This is a genomic window from Klebsiella pneumoniae complex sp. WS1778 (assembly GCF_049472055.1).
GTDB lineage: Bacteria > Pseudomonadota > Gammaproteobacteria > Enterobacterales > Enterobacteriaceae > Klebsiella > Klebsiella quasipneumoniae.
This window is the reverse complement of the sequence record NZ_JBKGTJ010000003.1, coordinates 132,442-149,125: the sequence shown is the minus strand read 5'-3', so window position 1 is coordinate 149,125 and position 16,684 is coordinate 132,442. Positions and strand designations below refer to the sequence as shown.

Here is a 16,684-nt window from a genome sequence, read left to right as displayed (position 1 = left end):
AACGCCGCTGCTGCTTACCCGATGACGCTGCGCTATCAGGCCAATGCGCGATCAACGCCGCCCGGGCGCCAATATGAATGCGCCTTTACAGGGTAACACCGCTTTTAAAGATGGCCAGCTCGCGGAAGTCATTCTGCTCATTACAGGTCGGTTTGCCGTTGGCGAAAGCCACAATGGTATCCACGAACTCCTCCAGCAGCTGTGGCATCGCTTTGCCGTGGATCAGCTGTCCGGCATCGAAGTCGATCCAGTGCTTTTTCTTTGCCGCCAGCTCGCTGTTGGTGGCGATCTTCACCGTCGGCACAAAGCCGCCGTACGGCGTGCCGCGGCCGGTGCTGAACAGCACCATATGGCAGCCGGCGCCGGCCAGCGCGCTGGTGGCGACGGCATCATTGCCTGGCGCGCTCAGCAAGTTCAGACCATGAACCTTCAGACGTTCGCCGTAGCGCAGGACATCCACGACCTGGCTGGAGCCCGCTTTCTGGGTACAGCCCAGCGACTTATCCTCGAGGGTGGTGATCCCCCCGGCCTTGTTGCCCGGCGAGGGGTTTTCGTAAATAGGCTGGTCGTGCGCGATAAAGTACTGCTTAAAGTCATTGACCATAGTCACCAGCTTGTCGAAGGTCGCTTCGTCGCGGCAGTGGCTCATCAGCAGCTGTTCAGCGCCGAACATCTCCGGCACTTCGGTCAGCACGGTGGTGCCGCCGTTGGCGATCACATAGTCTGAGAAGCGCCCCAGCATCGGGTTGGCGGTAATACCGGACAGGCCGTCAGACCCGCCGCACTCGAGGCCAAACTTCAGCTCGCTCAGCTTACCCGGCTGACGTTTATCCTGACGCATCACGTCATACAGCTGGTGGAGATGCGCCACTCCCGCCTCCACTTCATCGTCCTGATGCTGACAAACCATAAAGTGCACGCGCTGCGGATCATACTCGCCCAGCGTTTCGCGAAAGGCCTCCACCTGGTTGTTTTCACAGCCAAGGCCCACCACCAGCACCGCCCCGGCGTTCGGATGGCGAACCATATTCTGCAGCATGGTGCGGGTATTGAGGTGATCGTCCCCGAGCTGCGAGCAGCCATAGGTATGGCTGAAGAGATGCACCCCATCGATGTCCTCCGCGCCGTTTGCCTCTTTCAGAAAACGGTTCTGCATCTGGCGGGCCATGGCGTTGACGCAGCCGACGGTCGGCAGGATCCACAGCTCATTGCGCACGCCGACGTCACCATTGGCGCGACGATAAATCTGCACTTCGCGATCCGCTGGCTGCGGCGGTTGGGCAACCTGCTCCGGTTGATAGCGATACGCGTCAAGGTCGCTGAGATTGGTGCGCGTATTGTGCGCATGGACATGCTCGCCCGGCGCGATATCCGCCAGCGCATGGCCAATCGGCAGCCCATACTTAACGACGTTTTCCCCTTTCGCGATAGCGCGCAGTGCAAACTTGTGTCCGCGAACGATATCCTGACCGAGGGTGACCGGGTCATTGTCGATCGTCACCACGCTACCGGCCGTCATATCCGCCAGCGCGACCGCGACGTTATCCTGCGAATGGATTTTGATGTATTGCATATCAACCGACCTCTGGTCTTAGTTCAGTTCAATGGCGAAATAGTCACGCGCATTGTTAAAGCAAATGTTTTTCACCATCTCGCCCAGCAGCGCGATATCCGCAGGCGCTTCGCCGGCGGTCACCCAACGGCCGATCATCTGGCACAGAATGCGGCGGAAGTATTCGTGGCGCGTGTAGGAGAGGAAGCTGCGGCTGTCGGTCAGCATCCCGACAAAGCGGCTCAGCAGGCCGAGCTGCGCCAGCTGGGTCATCTGCCGCTCCATGCCGTCTTTCTGATCGTTGAACCACCAGCCGGAGCCGAACTGCATCTTGCCCGGCATCCCTTCGCCCTGGAAGTTACCGATCATGGTGCCCAGCACTTCGTTATCGCGCGGGTTCAGGCAGTAGAGAATGGTTTTCGGCAGCAGGTTCTCTTCGTTCTGCTTGCTCAGCAGCTTAGACAGCTCTTCAGCCATCGGGCGATCGTTGATCGAGTCAAAGCCAACGTCCGGGCCTAACAGTTTGAACTGACGCAGGTTGTTATTGCGCAGCGCGCCGATGTGGTACTGCTGCACCCAGCCGCGACGAGCATACTCTGCGCCGAGGAACACCAGCACCGCGGTTTTGAACTGCGCCACTTCGCGTTCGCTAAGGGTTTCGCCAGCCAGGCGACGCGCCAGAATGGCGTCCAGCTCGGCGTCGGTCGCTTCCGCAAACAGCACTACGTCCAGGGCGTGGTCGGAGACTTTGCAACCGTGAGCGGCAAAGTGGTCCAGACGTTTGGTCAGCGCGCTTTGCAGGTCCGCAAAACGGCGAATATCGGTGTCGGACACTTCACCCAGCTTAGCCATATAGTCATTGAAGGTCGCCTGCTCGATGTTGAACGCTTTATCCGGACGCCAGCTCGGCAACACCTTGATATCAAATGAAGTGTCTTTGGCGACAACCGCATGGTGTTCCAGGGAATCAATCGGATCGTCGGTGGTGCCGACCATCTTCACGTTCATCTGCTTCATGATCCCGCGGGCGGAGAAGGCGTCCTGCGCCAGTAACGCATTGCACTGTTCCCAGATCTCATCGGCGGTGGAAGGTGACAGCAGCTTACCTGTAATACCAAATGGGCGACGCAGCTCTAAATGGGTCCAGTGGTATAACGGGTTGCCAATTGTGTGAGGCACGGTGGCTGCCCAGGCGTCAAATTTCTCGCGATCGGAGGCATCCCCGGTACACAGACGCTCCGGCACGCCGTTAGTGCGCATCGCGCGCCATTTGTAGTGATCGCCTTTCAGCCAGATGTCATACAGATTTTTGAAACGATAATTTTCGGCAACCTGCTGCGGCGGAAGGTGGCAATGGTAGTCGAAAATAGGCTGATCTTTCGCGTAATCGTGGTACAGGCGGCGGGCAAATTCGCTATCGAGTAGAAAATCTTCGGTCATAAACGGTGTCATTCGTGTGTCCTCTTCGCTCCGGAACAGGAGCCTTTCAGATGATTGACTACAATGCTGACAAAGTTATCACACCAATTTCCACAGACCGAACTGTTTTTCGTGAGTTAGATCAATAAACGCTGATAAAAAAAACCGCCTCTCCACGGCAAACGTCTCGCCAGGGCGCGCCGTATCTGGCTTTCCTCGCCAGTCATAAAGACCACACTAACTTTCCCACTTTTGTGACAGCACTCAACTTTTAAAGTTGTATGACAAGTTATCTTTCTGCCGTCGCAACATATAAACCGACGGAATGCTTTACCGGTGTTGATGGCATCGGCTTATACGGAATGGATACCGACTTTTTACATAACAACTGATGGTAAGGTTCGGGCCAGAGGGGACCGCCCTCCTGAACCCTCCGTTTCGCTTTCCCGACCGCGTATCGCCGTCAGGAGAGGCCGCACCTGGTGCGGAGAAATTACAGACGATGAGGTTTACATGCGTAAAATTAAAGGGTTACGTTGGTACATGATCGCACTGGTGACGCTGGGCACCGTGCTGGGCTACCTGACCCGTAACACCGTGGCGGCGGCCGCGCCGACGCTGATGGAAGAGTTACACATCTCGACCCAACAGTACTCCTATATCATTGCAGCCTATTCCGCTGCCTATACCGTCATGCAGCCTGTCGCAGGCTATGTCCTTGATATTCTGGGGACTAAAGTCGGCTATGCCTTCTTCGCTATCGCCTGGGCGATATTCTGTGGCTCGACCGCCCTCGCCGGCAGCTGGGGTGGCCTGGCGCTGGCCCGCGGCGCGGTGGGCGCGGCGGAAGCAGCGATGATCCCCGCCGGGCTGAAAGCCAGCTCCGAATGGTTCCCGGCGAAAGAGCGCTCTATCGCAGTGGGCTACTTCAACGTGGGTTCCTCTATCGGCGCCATGATCGCGCCGCCGCTGGTGGTGTGGGCGATTGTCATGCACAGCTGGCAGATGGCGTTCATTATCTCCGGGGTGCTGAGCTTCGCCTGGGCCATCGCCTGGCTGATCTTCTACAAACACCCGCGCGATCAGAAGAAATTATCTGACGAAGAACGCGACTACATCATTGGCGGCCAGGAGTCTCAACACCAGACCAATAACGCGAAGAAAATGTCGCCGTGGCAGATCCTGCGCAACCGTCAGTTCTGGGGTATCGCCCTGCCGCGTTTTCTCGCCGAGCCGGCCTGGGGTACCTTTAACGCCTGGATCCCGCTGTTCATGTTTAAGGTTTACGGCTTTAACCTGAAAGAGATCGCCATGTTCGCCTGGATGCCGATGCTGTTCGCCGACCTCGGCTGCATCGTCGGTGGATACCTGCCGCCGCTGTTCCAGCGCTGGTTCGGCGTCAATCTGATCGTGTCGCGTAAAATGGTGGTCACCATGGGCGCCCTGCTGATGATTGGCCCGGGGATGATCGGCCTGTTCACCAGCCCGTACGTGGCGATTGCCCTGCTGTGCATCGGCGGGTTCGCTCACCAGGCGCTGTCCGGGGCGTTGATTACCCTCTCTTCCGACGTCTTTGGCCGTAACGAAGTCGCTACCGCCAACGGTCTGACCGGGATGGCCGCCTGGCTGGCGAGCACCATGTTCGCCCTGGTCGTCGGCGCGCTGGCAGACACCATCGGCTTCAGCCCGCTGTTTGCCGTACTGGCGGTCTTTGACCTGCTGGGCGCGCTGGTCATCTGGACGGTGCTGAAAAACAAACCGGCTGACGATGACACGCCGCCGCTTAGCAGCCGCAAACCGGCCACCCAGAGTTAGAGACGCTTATGCTGAGGTGATCGCCTGCCAAGCCGCCTTCTCAGGCGGCTTTTTCATCCCTGCCAGTGGTGGAAATCGCGTAAAAGTGGTATAACAAATCGAATATTGTCGCCATCTTGCGGGAGCGAATATGGAAATCATTGAACCACGCCGTCTTTATCAGCAGCTTGCCGCTGAGCTGAAGACGCGCATCGAACAAGGTGTCTACCTTGTAGGGGATAAGCTGCCCGCCGAGCGCTTTATCGCCGATGAAAAAAACGTTAGCCGCACCGTGGTTCGTGAAGCCATTATCATGCTGGAAGTGGAAGGGTATGTCGAAGTCCGCAAAGGGTCGGGCATTCACGTTATCTCTAACCATCCGAAATACCAGCAAGTGGCCGATGAAAGCCTTGAGTTCGCCAACTATGGCCCCTTTGAGCTGCTGCAGGCGCGGCAGCTTATTGAAAGCAATATCGCCGAATTCGCGGCCACTCAGGTGACCAAGCAGGACATCATGAAGCTGATGGAGATTCAGGAGAAAGCGCGCAACGAGAAGTGTTTCCGCGACTCCGAGTGGGATCTGCAGTTTCATGTCCAGGTGGCGCTGGCCACGCAGAATAGCGCCCTGGCGGCGATCGTGGAAAAAATGTGGACCCAGCGCGTGCATAACCCGTACTGGAAAAAGCTGCATGAGCATATTGACCTGCGCACCGTCGATAACTGGTGCGACGACCACGATCAGATCCTGAAGGCTCTGCTGCGAAAAGATCCGAACGCCGCCAAACTGGCGATGTGGCAGCATCTGGAAAATACCAAGCAAATGCTGTTTAACGAAACCAGCGACGACTTTGAATTTAATGCCGATCGCTACTTATTTGCCGAAAACCCGGTGGTTCATCTCGATACGGCGGCCAACGGCGCGAAATAAGCCTTTATCCCCCCGGCGCGCGGCCCCTGCGCGCCTGTTCCCCAGGCAGGCTGAGGTAAGCAAAACATATATAGTGTCAGCCTGTGTAAATCCTCTCGCCTCACATCGCCGCAATCAGCAAAATCAACGAGCAACACATTGCAATTTCTCTGACGGAAAGTCAGGCGATTTGTTACAATTAGATGCATTTTGCCGTTCTGGGAGTAGGTATTGACTTACTTCAGTTTTATACAGGGAAGCGTTCAGAGCGCCGAAGCAGCGACCATAATCTCATAAAAATCTTGTCGCCCTACATGCCACGCGCTCAGACGTGCCGTTAACCGATGTACCAGGAATCGTGAATGGAACTATTAACCCAGTTATTGAATGCCTTGTGGGCTCAGGATTACGAAACGCTCGCGAATCCCTCCATGATTGGCATGCTGTATTTTGTCTTGTTTATGATTTTGTTCCTTGAGAACGGGTTACTGCCTGCCGCGTTTTTGCCGGGGGACAGCCTGCTTGTGCTCGTGGGCGTGCTGATCGCCAAAGGGGCGATGGGCTTTCCGGAAACGTTGCTGCTGCTCACCGCCGCCGCCAGCCTCGGCTGCTGGCTGAGCTACATCCAGGGGCGCTGGCTAGGCAACACACGGATCGTGCAAAACTGGCTGTCGCATCTGCCCTCTCACTATCATCAGCGCGCGCATCACCTGTTTCATAAGCATGGCCTCTCCGCGCTGCTGATCGGCCGCTTCATCGCCTTCGTGCGCACGCTGCTGCCGACCATCGCCGGGCTTTCCGGTCTCAATAACGCCCGCTTTCAGTTCTTTAACTGGATGAGCGGCCTACTGTGGGTGCTCATCCTGACCTCGCTGGGCTATCTGCTGGGCAAAACCCCGGTATTCCTTAAGTATGAAGATCAGCTGATGTCCTGCCTGATGCTCCTGCCGGTTGCGCTGTTGGTCTTCGGACTGATCGGCTCGCTGGTGGTGCTGTGGAAGAAAAAATACAGAAGCCGGGGCTGATGATGGTCATAAAACGCCCTTCCCTGCGCCAGCTCAGCTGGCTGCTGGGTGGCTCTCTTTTGCTCTGCTCGCTGTTCTGGCTCTGGCTGGCGGTTCAGCAGCAGGAGGCCACGCTGGCGATCCGTCCGGTTGGCCAGGGCGTCAGTATGCCGGATGGTTTCTCCGTCTGGCATCACCTCGACGCTAACGGTATCCGCTTCAAGAGCATTACGCCGCAAAAGGATGGCCTGCTGATTAAGTTTGATTCCACCGCCCAGGGCGCGGCGGCGAAAGAGGTTCTCGGTCGCGCTCTGCCACATGGTTATATTATCGCCTTGCTGGAGGACGATAACTCGCCCACCGCCTGGTTATCCCGCCTGCGTGACGCGCCGCATCGGCTCGGGTAAACGGCCACCAGACTGCGTTTTCAACACAGTCTGGTGGTTTCCCGCATTTGTTACTATGCTTAAACCTGCGTGAATCAACGCATTCACGTTTACCAACGGGAACGGGTTTATCCTCCGGGTATACCCTAAGACAATGGAAGGTACTATCCATGAAACACCGCATCGCTCTGCTTCTGGCCCTGTCTTCACTTAGCGCCAGCGCCATAGCCGCCTCTCCCTGCCAGGAAAAAGAGCAGGATATTCAACGAGAGATCAGCTATGCCGAAAAGCATCACAATCAAAGTCGCATTGATGGGCTAAATACCGCGCTACGTCAGGTACGGGAGAACTGCAGCGACAGTAAACTCAAAGCCGATCATCAGCAAAAAATTGCCAAACAGCGGGAAGAGATCGCTGAACGTCAGCGCGATCTGCAGGAAGCCCGGAAGAAAGGCGATGCGGACAAAATCAACAAACGCCAGCATAAACTCAATGAAGCGCAACAGGAGTTGAAAACGCTGGAGTCTCGGGATTACTAATCACCATTAACTTTCGCAATACGGACCACGCTACAGGAGAACGACATGGCTAAAGAGAATGTGACTGACGACCTTCGTGCAGAACTGAAAACGCTGGCGGACACCCTGGAGGAAGTACTGAATTCCTCGGCGGACAAGTCGAAAGAAGAGATGGGTAAACTGCGCAGTAAAGCGGAGAGCGCGCTGAAAGAGAGCCGCGCCCGCCTGGGTGAGACCAGCGAAGCGATTTTGCGTCAAACTCGTGAGACCGCCGCGCGAGCGGATGATTATGTTCGCGAAAATCCGTGGACTGGGGTCGGGATTGGCGCCGCCGTCGGGCTGGTGCTGGGTGTCCTGCTGTCGCGTCGCTGATTATGGCGAATACACAACACACGCAGGGGCCGGGTCAGCGCGTCTTCTCCATTGGCCAGCGTATCGTTACGCTGCTGGTCGAAATGGTGGAAACAAGGCTGCGCCTGGTCGTCGTGGAGCTGGAGGAGGAGAAAGCCAACCTCTTCCAGTTGCTGATCATGACCGGACTGACGCTGCTGTTTGCCGCGTTTGGCCTCATGAGTCTGCTGGTGCTGGTTATCTGGGCCGTTGACGCTCAGTACCGCCTGCACGTCATGATCGCCACCACCGTCGTGCTGCTACTCGCCGCCGCGATTGTCGGAATCCTTACCTTACGTAAGGCGCGACGCTCCACGCTGCTGCGCCTCACGCGAAGAGAGCTGGAGAACGACCGTGCCCTTCTGGAGGAAGATAAACCATGAATGGCCGACAGGAGTGTGAACGGCAAAAGGCGCAACTGCTGCGCCAGATCCAGCAGCAACGGCTGGAGCTGAGCGCCTGTCGCCGCCACTGGCTGGATGCGACTGCGCCCTTAGACCGAGGCTGGCATACGCTGCTCAGTTTACGTTCGTGGCTGATGGTAGGCAGCGGTCTGATGGCCGTGTGGTCCGTACGGCACCCGCATTTTTTAATGCGCTGGACCAAACGCGGACTGGGTTTATGGAGTACCTGGCGGCTGGTCCGCGGGATTATGCGCCAGTCGACAGTCCGCTAGCCGCCCGGAGCGCGGGCGCTTTTCCCGGCGCCCCGCTCTGCCACTTCCCTGCCCGATACGCAACGCCGTTCGTAACAGCTTGCCTCCTGGCCGCCATCCGCGGTCAGCCAGTCCTCTTACCCGCCTGGCCAGGCCTATACCAGGAGCGGTAGTGATCTATCGCGTTCAGGAATCTTTCGCCCCCCTCTTGCCGATTACTCAGAAACTTTGAACTAGATCTACAGTTTTCCTTGCTAACAATTCCCTCTCCGCCTCGCTACTATCCTCTCCATCGACAGCAACACCGTGTAACTACGCGGGATTGCGCTAAAAAACAAAACCGCCGCCCTTTGGGTTTTCTGGAGTAAGAAATGAAAAAATTAGAAGATGTTGGTGTACTGGTAGCGCGCATTCTGATGCCGATTCTGTTTATCACTGCAGGATGGGGCAAAATCACCGGTTATGCGGGAACCCAGCAGTATATGGAAGCCATGGGCGTACCGGGTGCGCTGCTGCCGCTGACCATCCTCCTTGAATTCGGCGGCGGACTGGCGATTCTGTTCGGTTTCCTGACCCGGACCACCGCGCTGTTCACCGCAGGCTTTACCCTGTTGACCGCGTTCCTGTTCCACAGCAACTTTGCGGAAGGCGTGAACTCCCTGATGTTCATGAAAAACCTGACCATCGCTGGCGGTTACCTGCTGCTGGCCATTACCGGACCGGGCGCATTCAGCATCGACCGTGTACTGAATAAGAAATGGTAAGCGCACTATACTGAATGAAAAAAGCGAGGAGACCACTCCTCGCTTTTGCTATCTGAAGTCAGAAGGAGGAACAAAGATGGGACAATTAGTCGACGGCGTCTGGCAGGATACCTGGTATGACACAAAATCCACCGGTGGGCGTTTTAAGCGTTCCGTTTCCGCCTTCCGTAACTGGCTCACCGCCGATGGCGCGGCCGGCCCGAGTGGCGAAGGGGGATTTGCGGCGGAAAAAGATCGCTATCATCTGTACGTCTCTCTCGCCTGCCCGTGGGCGCATCGCACGTTAATTATGCGTAAGCTGAAAGGACTGGAGCCCTTTCTTCCTGTCTCCGTGGTCCATCCGCTGATGCTGGAAAACGGCTGGACCTTTGACGACAGCTTCCCGGAAGCCACCGGTGACACCCTTTATCAGCACGATTTTCTCTATCAGCTGTATCTGCACGCCGACCCGCACTACACCGGCCGCGTCACCGTCCCGGTACTCTGGGATAAAAAACAGCAGACCATCGTCAGCAATGAGTCGGCAGAAATCATCCGTATGTTTAATACCGCCTTCGATGGCCTGGGCGCCAGAGCCGGGGATTACTACCCGCCGGCGCTGCGGGAACAAATTGATGAGCTGAACGGCTGGATCTACGACAACGTCAATAACGGCGTGTATAAAGCCGGCTTTGCCACCAGTCAGCAGGCTTACGACGAAGCGGTGGATGCGGTGTTTACCTCACTGGAGCGGCTGGAGCAGATCCTCGGTCAGCATCGTTACCTGACGGGCAATCAGCTGACGGAAGCGGATATTCGCCTGTGGACGACGCTGGTACGCTTCGACCCGGTGTATGTGACCCATTTTAAATGCGACAAACGACGCATCAGCGATTATCTCAATCTCTACGGTTTTCTGCGCGACATCTACCAGATGCCGGGTATCGCGGAGACGGTGAGTCTTCCGCATATTCGTCACCACTATTACCGCAGCCATAAAACCATTAACCCTACCGGCATCATCTCCATTGGGCCGCAGCAGGATCTCAGCGAACCGCACGGTCGCGACCAGCGCTTCCGTTGATCCGTCGGGCGCCAGTGATGGCGCCCAATAATTCAGAAAACAGATATTTACCCACCATTCATTCACGTCTATTCTTATTGCGATCGCTTAAAAAACAAGTGATTGACGGTTAATTGAGGCGTAGAAATGGACTGGTATCTCAAGGTATTAAAAAACTATATAGGATTTGGCGGCCGTGCGCGGCGCAAAGAGTACTGGATGTTTATTCTGGTCAACCTCATCCTGACCGGCGTATTGAGCATCATCGATAAAATGCTGGGCTGGCAGCGGGCGGGCGGCGAAGGCATTCTGACGACCATCTATGGCATACTGGTCTTTTTACCGTGGTGGGCGGTGCAGTTTCGGCGTCTGCACGACACCGACCGCTCGGCATGGTGGCTGCTGCTGCTGTTGATCCCGGTCATCGGCTGGCTGGTGATTCTGATCTTTAACTGCCAGCGCGGAACGGAAGGCAACAACCGATTCGGCCCCGATCCAAAACCCTTTTCATACTAAATCTTCCTGCTCCTCCCGCTAGCGGGAGGAGCGTTCTCGACTATCTGCCGGCAAAAAGCTTAGGGATCTCGCGCAGGCACCAGGACTTCGCTTCGCCCATGCTGTCCCGTCGCCAGGCCATGATAATGTCAATTTCATTGGTATATTCCGGACTGACCACCCGCAAGCGTCCTTCGGCAATATCCTTCTCCACCAGCGGATAGGGCATGGTCGCCACGCCTAACCCGGCCAGCAGCGCCTGGCGCTTATCTTCAATGGTGCTCACCGTTAAGCGCGGCTGTTTATCCAGCAGCTGAACGGTGAGAACGGGCCGCTCGCGCGCGGTATCCGCCACCGCGACGCCACGGTATTTCACGCGGGTGACCTCAGAGAGCGGTTCAGGCTCCTGGTGGATCGGGTGGTCCGGCGCCGCGACGTACACGCTGAGCACCGAATAGAGTTTGCGCGAGTTAATCTCCGAGGAGGAACGAAAATGCATATCCGGCGCGACAACGATATCCGCCCGCCCCTGCTCCAGCCGCTCCCAGGCACCGGCCAGCACCTCGGTGATAATCGACAGCTGGGTGTTGGACTTGGTCGCCAGTTTCTCAATCAGCGGAAACAGATCCGGCGTGGGCACCAGCGCTTCAGTGACGATCGTCAGGTGAGTTTCCCAGCCGCGTGACAGGGCTTCGGCGTCGGTGGTGAGCTTGTCCGCCGCCTCGAGCAGCACGCGCCCGCGCTCCAGCAGCATCCGTCCGACATTGGTGAACTTTGTGCGATGACCTGAGCGGTCAAACAGCACCACGTCCAGCTCCTCCTCCAGTTTTTGCATGGTGTAGCTCAGGGCGGAAGGCACGCGTCCCAGCTCATCAGCCGCGGCAGCGAAGCTCCCGCGACGGTCGATCGCATCCATCACGCGTAACGCTTCCAGCGTTAATGCTCTCTCTTTGGCCATCGCTTTCTCATTCAGGAAATTTGAACATACCGGGCAGAATATCTGGCTAACAATACAGCGTCCATACCTTTACCATTGATTTAGTGTAAAGAGAGGTCAAGAACATGATTACTACCCGAACAGCCAAACAATGCGGACAAGCAGACTTCGGCTGGCTGCAGGCCCGCTACACCTTCTCCTTTGGCCACTACTTCGACCCGAAATTACTGGGCTTCGCGTCCTTACGCGTTCTCAATCAGGAAGTGCTGGCGCCAGGCGCTTCCTTCCAGGCCAGAACGTACCCAAAAGTCGATATCCTGAACCTGATTCTGGAAGGCGAAGCGGAGTATCGCGACAGCGACGGCAACCACGTGCAGGCCAAAGCCGGTGAAGCACTGCTGATCGCCACCCAGCCTGGCGTGAGCTATAGCGAGCATAATCTGAGCAAAGAGCAGTCGTTAACGCGGATGCAGCTGTGGCTTGATGCCTGCCCGCAGCGGGAAAACCCGTTGCAGCAGAAAATCGAGGTCGCCAACGCGCCGCTACAGCTGCTGGCCTCACCGGATGGGGGGAATAATAGCCTCCAGCTTCGCCAGCAAGCCTGGGTCTATCATATCGCGCTGGAAAAAGGTGAGCAGATCAACGTGCAATTGCATGGGCCACGCGCCTACCTGCAGTCGATCCACGGCACGGTCCATGCCGTCGCGCAGGAACAACCAAAACAGGCTCTCACCTGTGGTGATGGAGCATTTATTCGTGACGAAGCTAACATTACCCTCGTCGCCGATACGCCGCTGCGCGCTTTGCTGATAGATTTACCGGTGTAACAACGGAAGTGATGGAGTCTGTCAGTGAGTAAGAAGAAAAACAGAAAAAAGGCGTCTCCGACGCCGCTAGCCCCGACGCCGCCGGAAACCGTCGGCGTCGTCAGCTTTGGTTATGATGAGATGCTTAGCGAACTGGAAGCCATTGTTGCCGAGGCGGAGATTCGCCTGCGGGATGAAGAAAGTCTCGCCTGAACCTGCAGTATGGATTATTCGGCTATCCTTGATGACTTCCCACTTATATCGGCCCCGAAAGGGGCCGATGGCATTATTCACTCAGCGCGTCGGCAAGATCTTTTTTCACCTGGGTACGCTGCTCGGGTGTCAGTACCTGATTCACATCAAAATAGTACTTCACGCGATAATAACGTACCTGTTGATCAATTTTACTGAAAGCCGCCAGCTGATCCTTCACCGCTTTCTCATTCCATTTACCGGAATCAATCACGTTAATCAGCGCGCCATCTTTAATGTCTTGCTGTGAAATCTGCTGCACATTATTTTCCAGCTGCTGATGCAGGCTTTTAATTTTCGCCACCTGATCGCTGGTGAGTTTTAAGTGCTGGACAATAGGATCCTACGCTGGCGCTGGCGCCGCCTGCACGTCCGCGGCCTGTGCCGTCAGAGAGAAACCGCTGGTCAGAAGGGTGGCGAACGCAATACGGGTTATTAATTTCATTGTCTTATCCTGATGTGAAATTGCCAGAAATAGCGGTTTATTATTTTACAGCCGGGAGTGAATAATTGTAAAAAATAATACCTAAAGATTATTTTAATTCGTGATAAGAATAAAAACACCAAACACATTGATTACATGAATGAGGTCACTATGTTAATTCGTACACTCCATACAACAACATTAACTCATTACTTTCAATTAAAGAAGCAGATCAAATAGTTGACAGTGGTGACTTTTTCTTTAATTTAATCAGCGCACATCACGTTATCCAGTGAATCAGGGATATCATTAAAAAAATAAATAGGGAGATAGGTATGTTATTACGCTTTCGTGTATTACCGTTGGTATTTTTCATATTGTTGTTAAGCGGCTGCGGCCTGGCCTCTAAAGCCTTTTATTCCGCAGGCGATAAATTATTTCAGCCGGGAGATGACGCCGTCGCTTCGATGCAAACGTATTCCGTCGCGCAGTTTCTGCAGCCGTTTACTCTCAATCCGGCGAAGGCCAGCAGCGATTATCTGGGTAAATGGGTTAAAGTGCGCGGCGTGATTGTCGACATTCGCAGAATGAGCGGCATCGCCGGCAGCTACTATTTTATCGTGACCATGCGCGACGAGCAGAATAAAACGGATAAACGTCTGACCTTTAATTTTGGATCGCATAACAGCGCAGACGTCGAGTCTTTAAGCAACGGCAGCATCGCCACGATTATCGGCCAGGTTCATCAGGTGCAAGATTCTACGGTACCGACGCTACAGAATCCTAAGGTGGTTAAATAACGCTAGCTGACCGGTAAGCCGCGGGTTTTTGGTATAGCGTCGTGGACAGTCATTCATTCGCGTCACGGATTCAGATAGCAAAAACCCCGCCGAAGCGGGGTTTTCTAAGGAGTGAAACTGACCGATAAGCCGGGTTCTGTCGTGGACAGTCATTCATCTAGGCCAGCAATCGCTCACTGGCTCAAGCAGCCTACCCGGGTTCAGTACGGGCCGTACCTTATGAACCCCTATTTGGCCTTGCTCCGGGTGGAGTTTACCGTGCCACGGACTGTTACCAGCCGCGCGGTGCGCTCTTACCGCACCCTTTCACCCTTACCTGATCCCGCTTGCGCGGGCCATCGGCGGTTTGCTCTCTGTTGCACTGGTCGTGGGCTGTGACACCCCCCAGGCGTTACCTGGCACCTTGCCCTATGGAGCCCGGACTTTCCTCCCCTCCGCCCGTCTCCCCCCGAAGGAGGACGACGACGAAGCGGCGACTGTCTGGTCAGCTTCGGCGCGCAGTATAGTGGGTTTACCGCCCGTTGTCATCCCTCTGTCGTCATCCCGACCAGCAGGGTGGCGGCGATATTGCGCGATGCATGATAAATATTATCAAACGCGCCGCGAAACGCCGCTTCCTGCGTCACAACTGAGGTTAACACGCGGAAACGGCATCAATACCGCGTCCATGCTCGCCCCGCCGTGGCAGTCTGGCACTGTTGCACCAGGCATAACCACCAGGCCGCGCAGGGGCTCTTCTTGTTAGCGAGTCACTTCCACTTTCGCCAGCTTTTCGTAGTAGCATGCCAGCGCGCTATGGTCAGCGGTGCCCAGACCGTCCGCACGCAGCGCCTGCATCATCTCCATTACCGCCGCTGTCAGCGGCAGTTGAGCGCCCACGCCATGGGAGGTATCCAGCGCATTGGCCAGATCTTTAATATGCAGATCGATCCGGAAGCCCGGCTTGAAGTTACGATCCATCACCATCGGCGCTTTGGCATCCAGCACGGTACTCCCCGCCAGACCGCCGCGGATCGCCTGATAAACCAGATCCGGATTGACGCCGGCTTTGGTGGCCAGGGTCAGCGCTTCGGACATGGCAGCGATGTTCAGGGCGACGATCACCTGATTGGCCAGTTTGGTCACATTGCCCGCGCCAATGTCGCCGGTATGCACCACGGAGCCGGCCATCGCTTTCATCAGATCGTAATATTTGTCGAAGATCGCCTTGTCGCCGCCGACCATCACCGACAGGGTGCCGTCGATCGCTTTTGGTTCGCCGCCGCTTACCGGCGCGTCCAGCATATCAATACCTTTGGCCTTCAGCGCTTCGCTAATTTCCCGGCTGGCCAGCGGCGCAATAGAGCTCATGTCGATCACCACGGTGCCCGGTTTCGCGCCTTCAATAATGCCGTTTTCCCCCAGCGCCACCTCTTTGACATGCGGCGAGTTCGGCAGCATGGTGATGATCACATCGCACTGCTCGGCAATCGCCTTCGGCGTGGCCGCGGTCTCTGCGCCCGCGGCGATCACGTCGGCAATCGCTTCCGGATTACGGTCAGACACCACCAGCGAGTAACCCGCCTTCAGCAAATTTTTGCTCATCGGCTTGCCCATAATGCCAAGACCGATAAAACCCACTTTGATTGTCATATTGTTCTCTCTCTTCATCCTGGTGATTATTTTTTAAAGGCATCAGCAAGTTTCTGGGTTGCGGAACGGAAGACCCCCAGATCGCTGCCGACGGCGACAAAAGTGGCGCCCCACTCCAGGTAGCGCCGCGCATCGGCCTCTACCGGCGCCAGAATGCCGCTTGGCTTACCGTGCTTCTTCGCGCTGGCGAAGATATGCTGGATGGCGCGCTGCACCTCAGGATGGGCGGCATTGCCCAGATGACCTAACGCGGCGGCCAGGTCGCTCGGGCCGACGAACAGGCCGTCGACACCTTCGGTCGCGGCAATCGCCTCGACGTTGTCCACCCCGGTTTGGCTCTCAATCTGTACCAGAATGGAAATGTTTTTATTGGACTGCGCGAAGTAGTCCGGCACGGTGCCGAACATATTGCCGCGATGGGAAACGGAGACTCCGCGGATCCCTTCCGGCGGGTAGCGAGTAGAAGCCACCGCCTGCGCCGCCTGTTCCGCTGTCTCGACAAATGGCACCAGGAAGTTATAGAAGCCGATATCCAGCATGCGCTTAATGATGATGGGCTCGTTGGTCGGCACGCGCACCACCTGAGCGCTGGAGCTGCCTTTCAGCGCCATAAGCTGTGGGATAAGCGTGGTGACGTCGTTCGGCGCATGTTCCGCGTCCAGTACCAGCCAGTCGAAACCCGCCAGACCCAACACCTCGGTGCTGATCGGATTGGCCAGCGCGCACCAGCAGCCAATCTGCACCTGATGAGCCGCCAGCGCGGCCTTAAATTTGTTCGGGAAAATTGCGTTATCCATGATTTTTACCTTGCGTTAATCGTTGCTAACTTCTGCAATTCATTCGTTATATCACCAGCCCGGCGAGAGAGCCCCATTAGGCTGGAAAAGCGTATCGCCTGACCCCAAAT

20 protein-coding genes, 1 other RNA gene and 1 pseudogene are annotated in these 16,684 nt (G+C 56.2%); 14 read left to right on the top strand and 8 right to left on the bottom strand.

The annotated features are described in order from the left end of the window. Positions 1-85: 85 nt before the first annotated feature. Positions 86-1,573 carry a UxaA family hydrolase gene (locus tag ACLEXF_RS15250; protein WP_017900666.1) on the bottom strand — a complete coding sequence of 496 codons (1,488 nt, stop codon included), beginning with the start codon at positions 1,571-1,573 and terminating at the stop codon, positions 86-88. Positions 1,574-1,591: 18 nt separating this feature from the next. Then, positions 1,592-3,004 carry a glucuronate isomerase gene (gene uxaC, locus ACLEXF_RS15245; RefSeq protein ID WP_004206118.1) on the bottom strand — a complete coding sequence of 471 codons (1,413 nt, stop codon included), beginning with the start codon at positions 3,002-3,004 and terminating at the stop codon, positions 1,592-1,594. A gap of 480 nt (positions 3,005-3,484) precedes the next feature. Between uxaC and ACLEXF_RS15240 the strand changes: the two genes are divergently transcribed. The 11 genes from ACLEXF_RS15240 to ACLEXF_RS15190 all read left to right on the top strand — a co-directional run bounded on the left by ACLEXF_RS15240 (position 3,485) and on the right by ACLEXF_RS15190 (position 10,947). Then, positions 3,485-4,786 carry an MFS transporter gene (locus tag ACLEXF_RS15240; protein WP_004206119.1) on the top strand — a complete coding sequence of 434 codons (1,302 nt, stop codon included), beginning with the start codon at positions 3,485-3,487 and terminating at the stop codon, positions 4,784-4,786. 130 nt (positions 4,787-4,916) lie between these two features. Beyond that, a complete protein-coding gene (gene exuR / locus ACLEXF_RS15235; RefSeq protein WP_004206120.1) occupies positions 4,917-5,693 on the top strand; it encodes a transcriptional regulator ExuR in 777 nt (258 codons plus the stop codon). Between the two features lie 341 nt (positions 5,694-6,034). Then, on the top strand, positions 6,035-6,697 hold the full coding sequence (gene yqjA / locus ACLEXF_RS15230) for a DedA family general envelope maintenance protein YqjA (protein ID WP_004206121.1): 663 nt from the start codon (positions 6,035-6,037) through the stop codon (positions 6,695-6,697). 8 nt (positions 6,698-6,705) lie between these two features. After that, a complete protein-coding gene (mzrA, locus tag ACLEXF_RS15225; protein ID WP_074186567.1) occupies positions 6,706-7,083 on the top strand; it encodes an EnvZ/OmpR regulon moderator MzrA in 378 nt (125 codons plus the stop codon). Between the two features lie 149 nt (positions 7,084-7,232). Continuing rightward, the gene (locus ACLEXF_RS15220; RefSeq protein ID WP_004206124.1) at positions 7,233-7,601 is read left to right on the top strand and encodes a DUF1090 domain-containing protein; all 369 of its coding nucleotides are present in this window, start codon (positions 7,233-7,235) and stop codon (positions 7,599-7,601) included. A gap of 45 nt (positions 7,602-7,646) precedes the next feature. After that, positions 7,647-7,952 carry a DUF883 family protein gene (locus ACLEXF_RS15215; RefSeq protein WP_002917916.1) on the top strand — a complete coding sequence of 102 codons (306 nt, stop codon included), beginning with the start codon at positions 7,647-7,649 and terminating at the stop codon, positions 7,950-7,952. Between the two features lie 2 nt (positions 7,953-7,954). After that, positions 7,955-8,353, top strand: a complete 399-nt coding sequence (locus ACLEXF_RS15210; protein ID WP_023291093.1) for a phage holin family protein — start codon at positions 7,955-7,957, stop codon at positions 8,351-8,353. Continuing rightward, positions 8,350-8,646 (top strand): YqjK-like family protein, encoded by a 297-nt coding sequence (locus tag ACLEXF_RS15205; RefSeq protein ID WP_423265787.1) that lies wholly within the window; start codon positions 8,350-8,352, stop codon positions 8,644-8,646. Before ACLEXF_RS15210 ends, ACLEXF_RS15205 begins: the two co-directional genes overlap by 4 nt. Before the next feature lie 350 nt (positions 8,647-8,996). Then, complete coding sequence (locus ACLEXF_RS15200; protein ID WP_002917920.1) at positions 8,997-9,389, top strand: DoxX family protein; 393 nt, start codon at positions 8,997-8,999, stop codon at positions 9,387-9,389. A 76-nt stretch (positions 9,390-9,465) separates the two neighbouring features. Continuing rightward, a complete protein-coding gene (locus ACLEXF_RS15195) occupies positions 9,466-10,452 on the top strand; it encodes a glutathione S-transferase family protein (RefSeq protein ID WP_004206129.1) in 987 nt (328 codons plus the stop codon). A gap of 126 nt (positions 10,453-10,578) precedes the next feature. Beyond that, positions 10,579-10,947, top strand: coding sequence for a DUF805 domain-containing protein (locus ACLEXF_RS15190; RefSeq protein ID WP_017900662.1), 369 nt, complete (start codon positions 10,579-10,581; stop codon positions 10,945-10,947). A gap of 40 nt (positions 10,948-10,987) precedes the next feature. On the opposite strand, the gene ACLEXF_RS15185 is transcribed toward ACLEXF_RS15190, so the two are convergent. Beyond that, a complete protein-coding gene (locus ACLEXF_RS15185; protein ID WP_004144865.1) occupies positions 10,988-11,884 on the bottom strand; it encodes a LysR family transcriptional regulator in 897 nt (298 codons plus the stop codon). A 104-nt stretch (positions 11,885-11,988) separates the two neighbouring features. On the opposite strand from ACLEXF_RS15185, the gene ACLEXF_RS15180 reads away from it, so the two are divergent. Further along, complete coding sequence (locus tag ACLEXF_RS15180; protein ID WP_004206132.1) at positions 11,989-12,690, top strand: pirin family protein; 702 nt, start codon at positions 11,989-11,991, stop codon at positions 12,688-12,690. Positions 12,691-12,714: 24 nt separating this feature from the next. Next, entirely contained in the window at positions 12,715-12,882 is a 168-nt protein-coding gene (locus ACLEXF_RS15175) for a hypothetical protein (RefSeq protein ID WP_004206134.1), read from the top strand. 73 nt (positions 12,883-12,955) lie between these two features. Here the strand turns inward: ACLEXF_RS15175 and ACLEXF_RS15170 are convergent, their stop codons facing one another. Continuing rightward, positions 12,956-13,258, bottom strand: a complete 303-nt coding sequence (locus ACLEXF_RS15170) for a Spy/CpxP family protein refolding chaperone (protein WP_335895596.1) — start codon at positions 13,256-13,258, stop codon at positions 12,956-12,958. A 422-nt stretch (positions 13,259-13,680) separates the two neighbouring features. Here ACLEXF_RS15170 and ACLEXF_RS15165 point away from each other — a divergent pair, with 422 nt between their 5' ends. Continuing rightward, a complete protein-coding gene (locus ACLEXF_RS15165; protein ID WP_043520971.1) occupies positions 13,681-14,145 on the top strand; it encodes an OB-fold putative lipoprotein in 465 nt (154 codons plus the stop codon). 109 nt (positions 14,146-14,254) lie between these two features. Here the strand turns inward: ACLEXF_RS15165 and rnpB are convergent. From rnpB to garL, 4 genes and pseudogenes are all read right to left on the bottom strand, one after another. Beyond that, an RNA gene (gene rnpB / locus ACLEXF_RS15160) (RNase P RNA component class A) lies at positions 14,255-14,637 on the bottom strand. A 32-nt stretch (positions 14,638-14,669) separates the two neighbouring features. Then, positions 14,670-14,815, bottom strand: a pseudogene (locus tag ACLEXF_RS15155) (glycerate 2-kinase); the annotation flags it as partial. Between the two features lie 71 nt (positions 14,816-14,886). Further along, positions 14,887-15,777, bottom strand: a complete 891-nt coding sequence (garR, locus tag ACLEXF_RS15150; RefSeq protein ID WP_004206137.1) for a 2-hydroxy-3-oxopropionate reductase — start codon at positions 15,775-15,777, stop codon at positions 14,887-14,889. 26 nt (positions 15,778-15,803) lie between these two features. Further along, complete coding sequence (gene garL, locus ACLEXF_RS15145) at positions 15,804-16,574, bottom strand: 2-dehydro-3-deoxyglucarate aldolase (RefSeq protein WP_004206138.1); 771 nt, start codon at positions 16,572-16,574, stop codon at positions 15,804-15,806. Positions 16,575-16,684 lie beyond the last annotated feature (110 nt).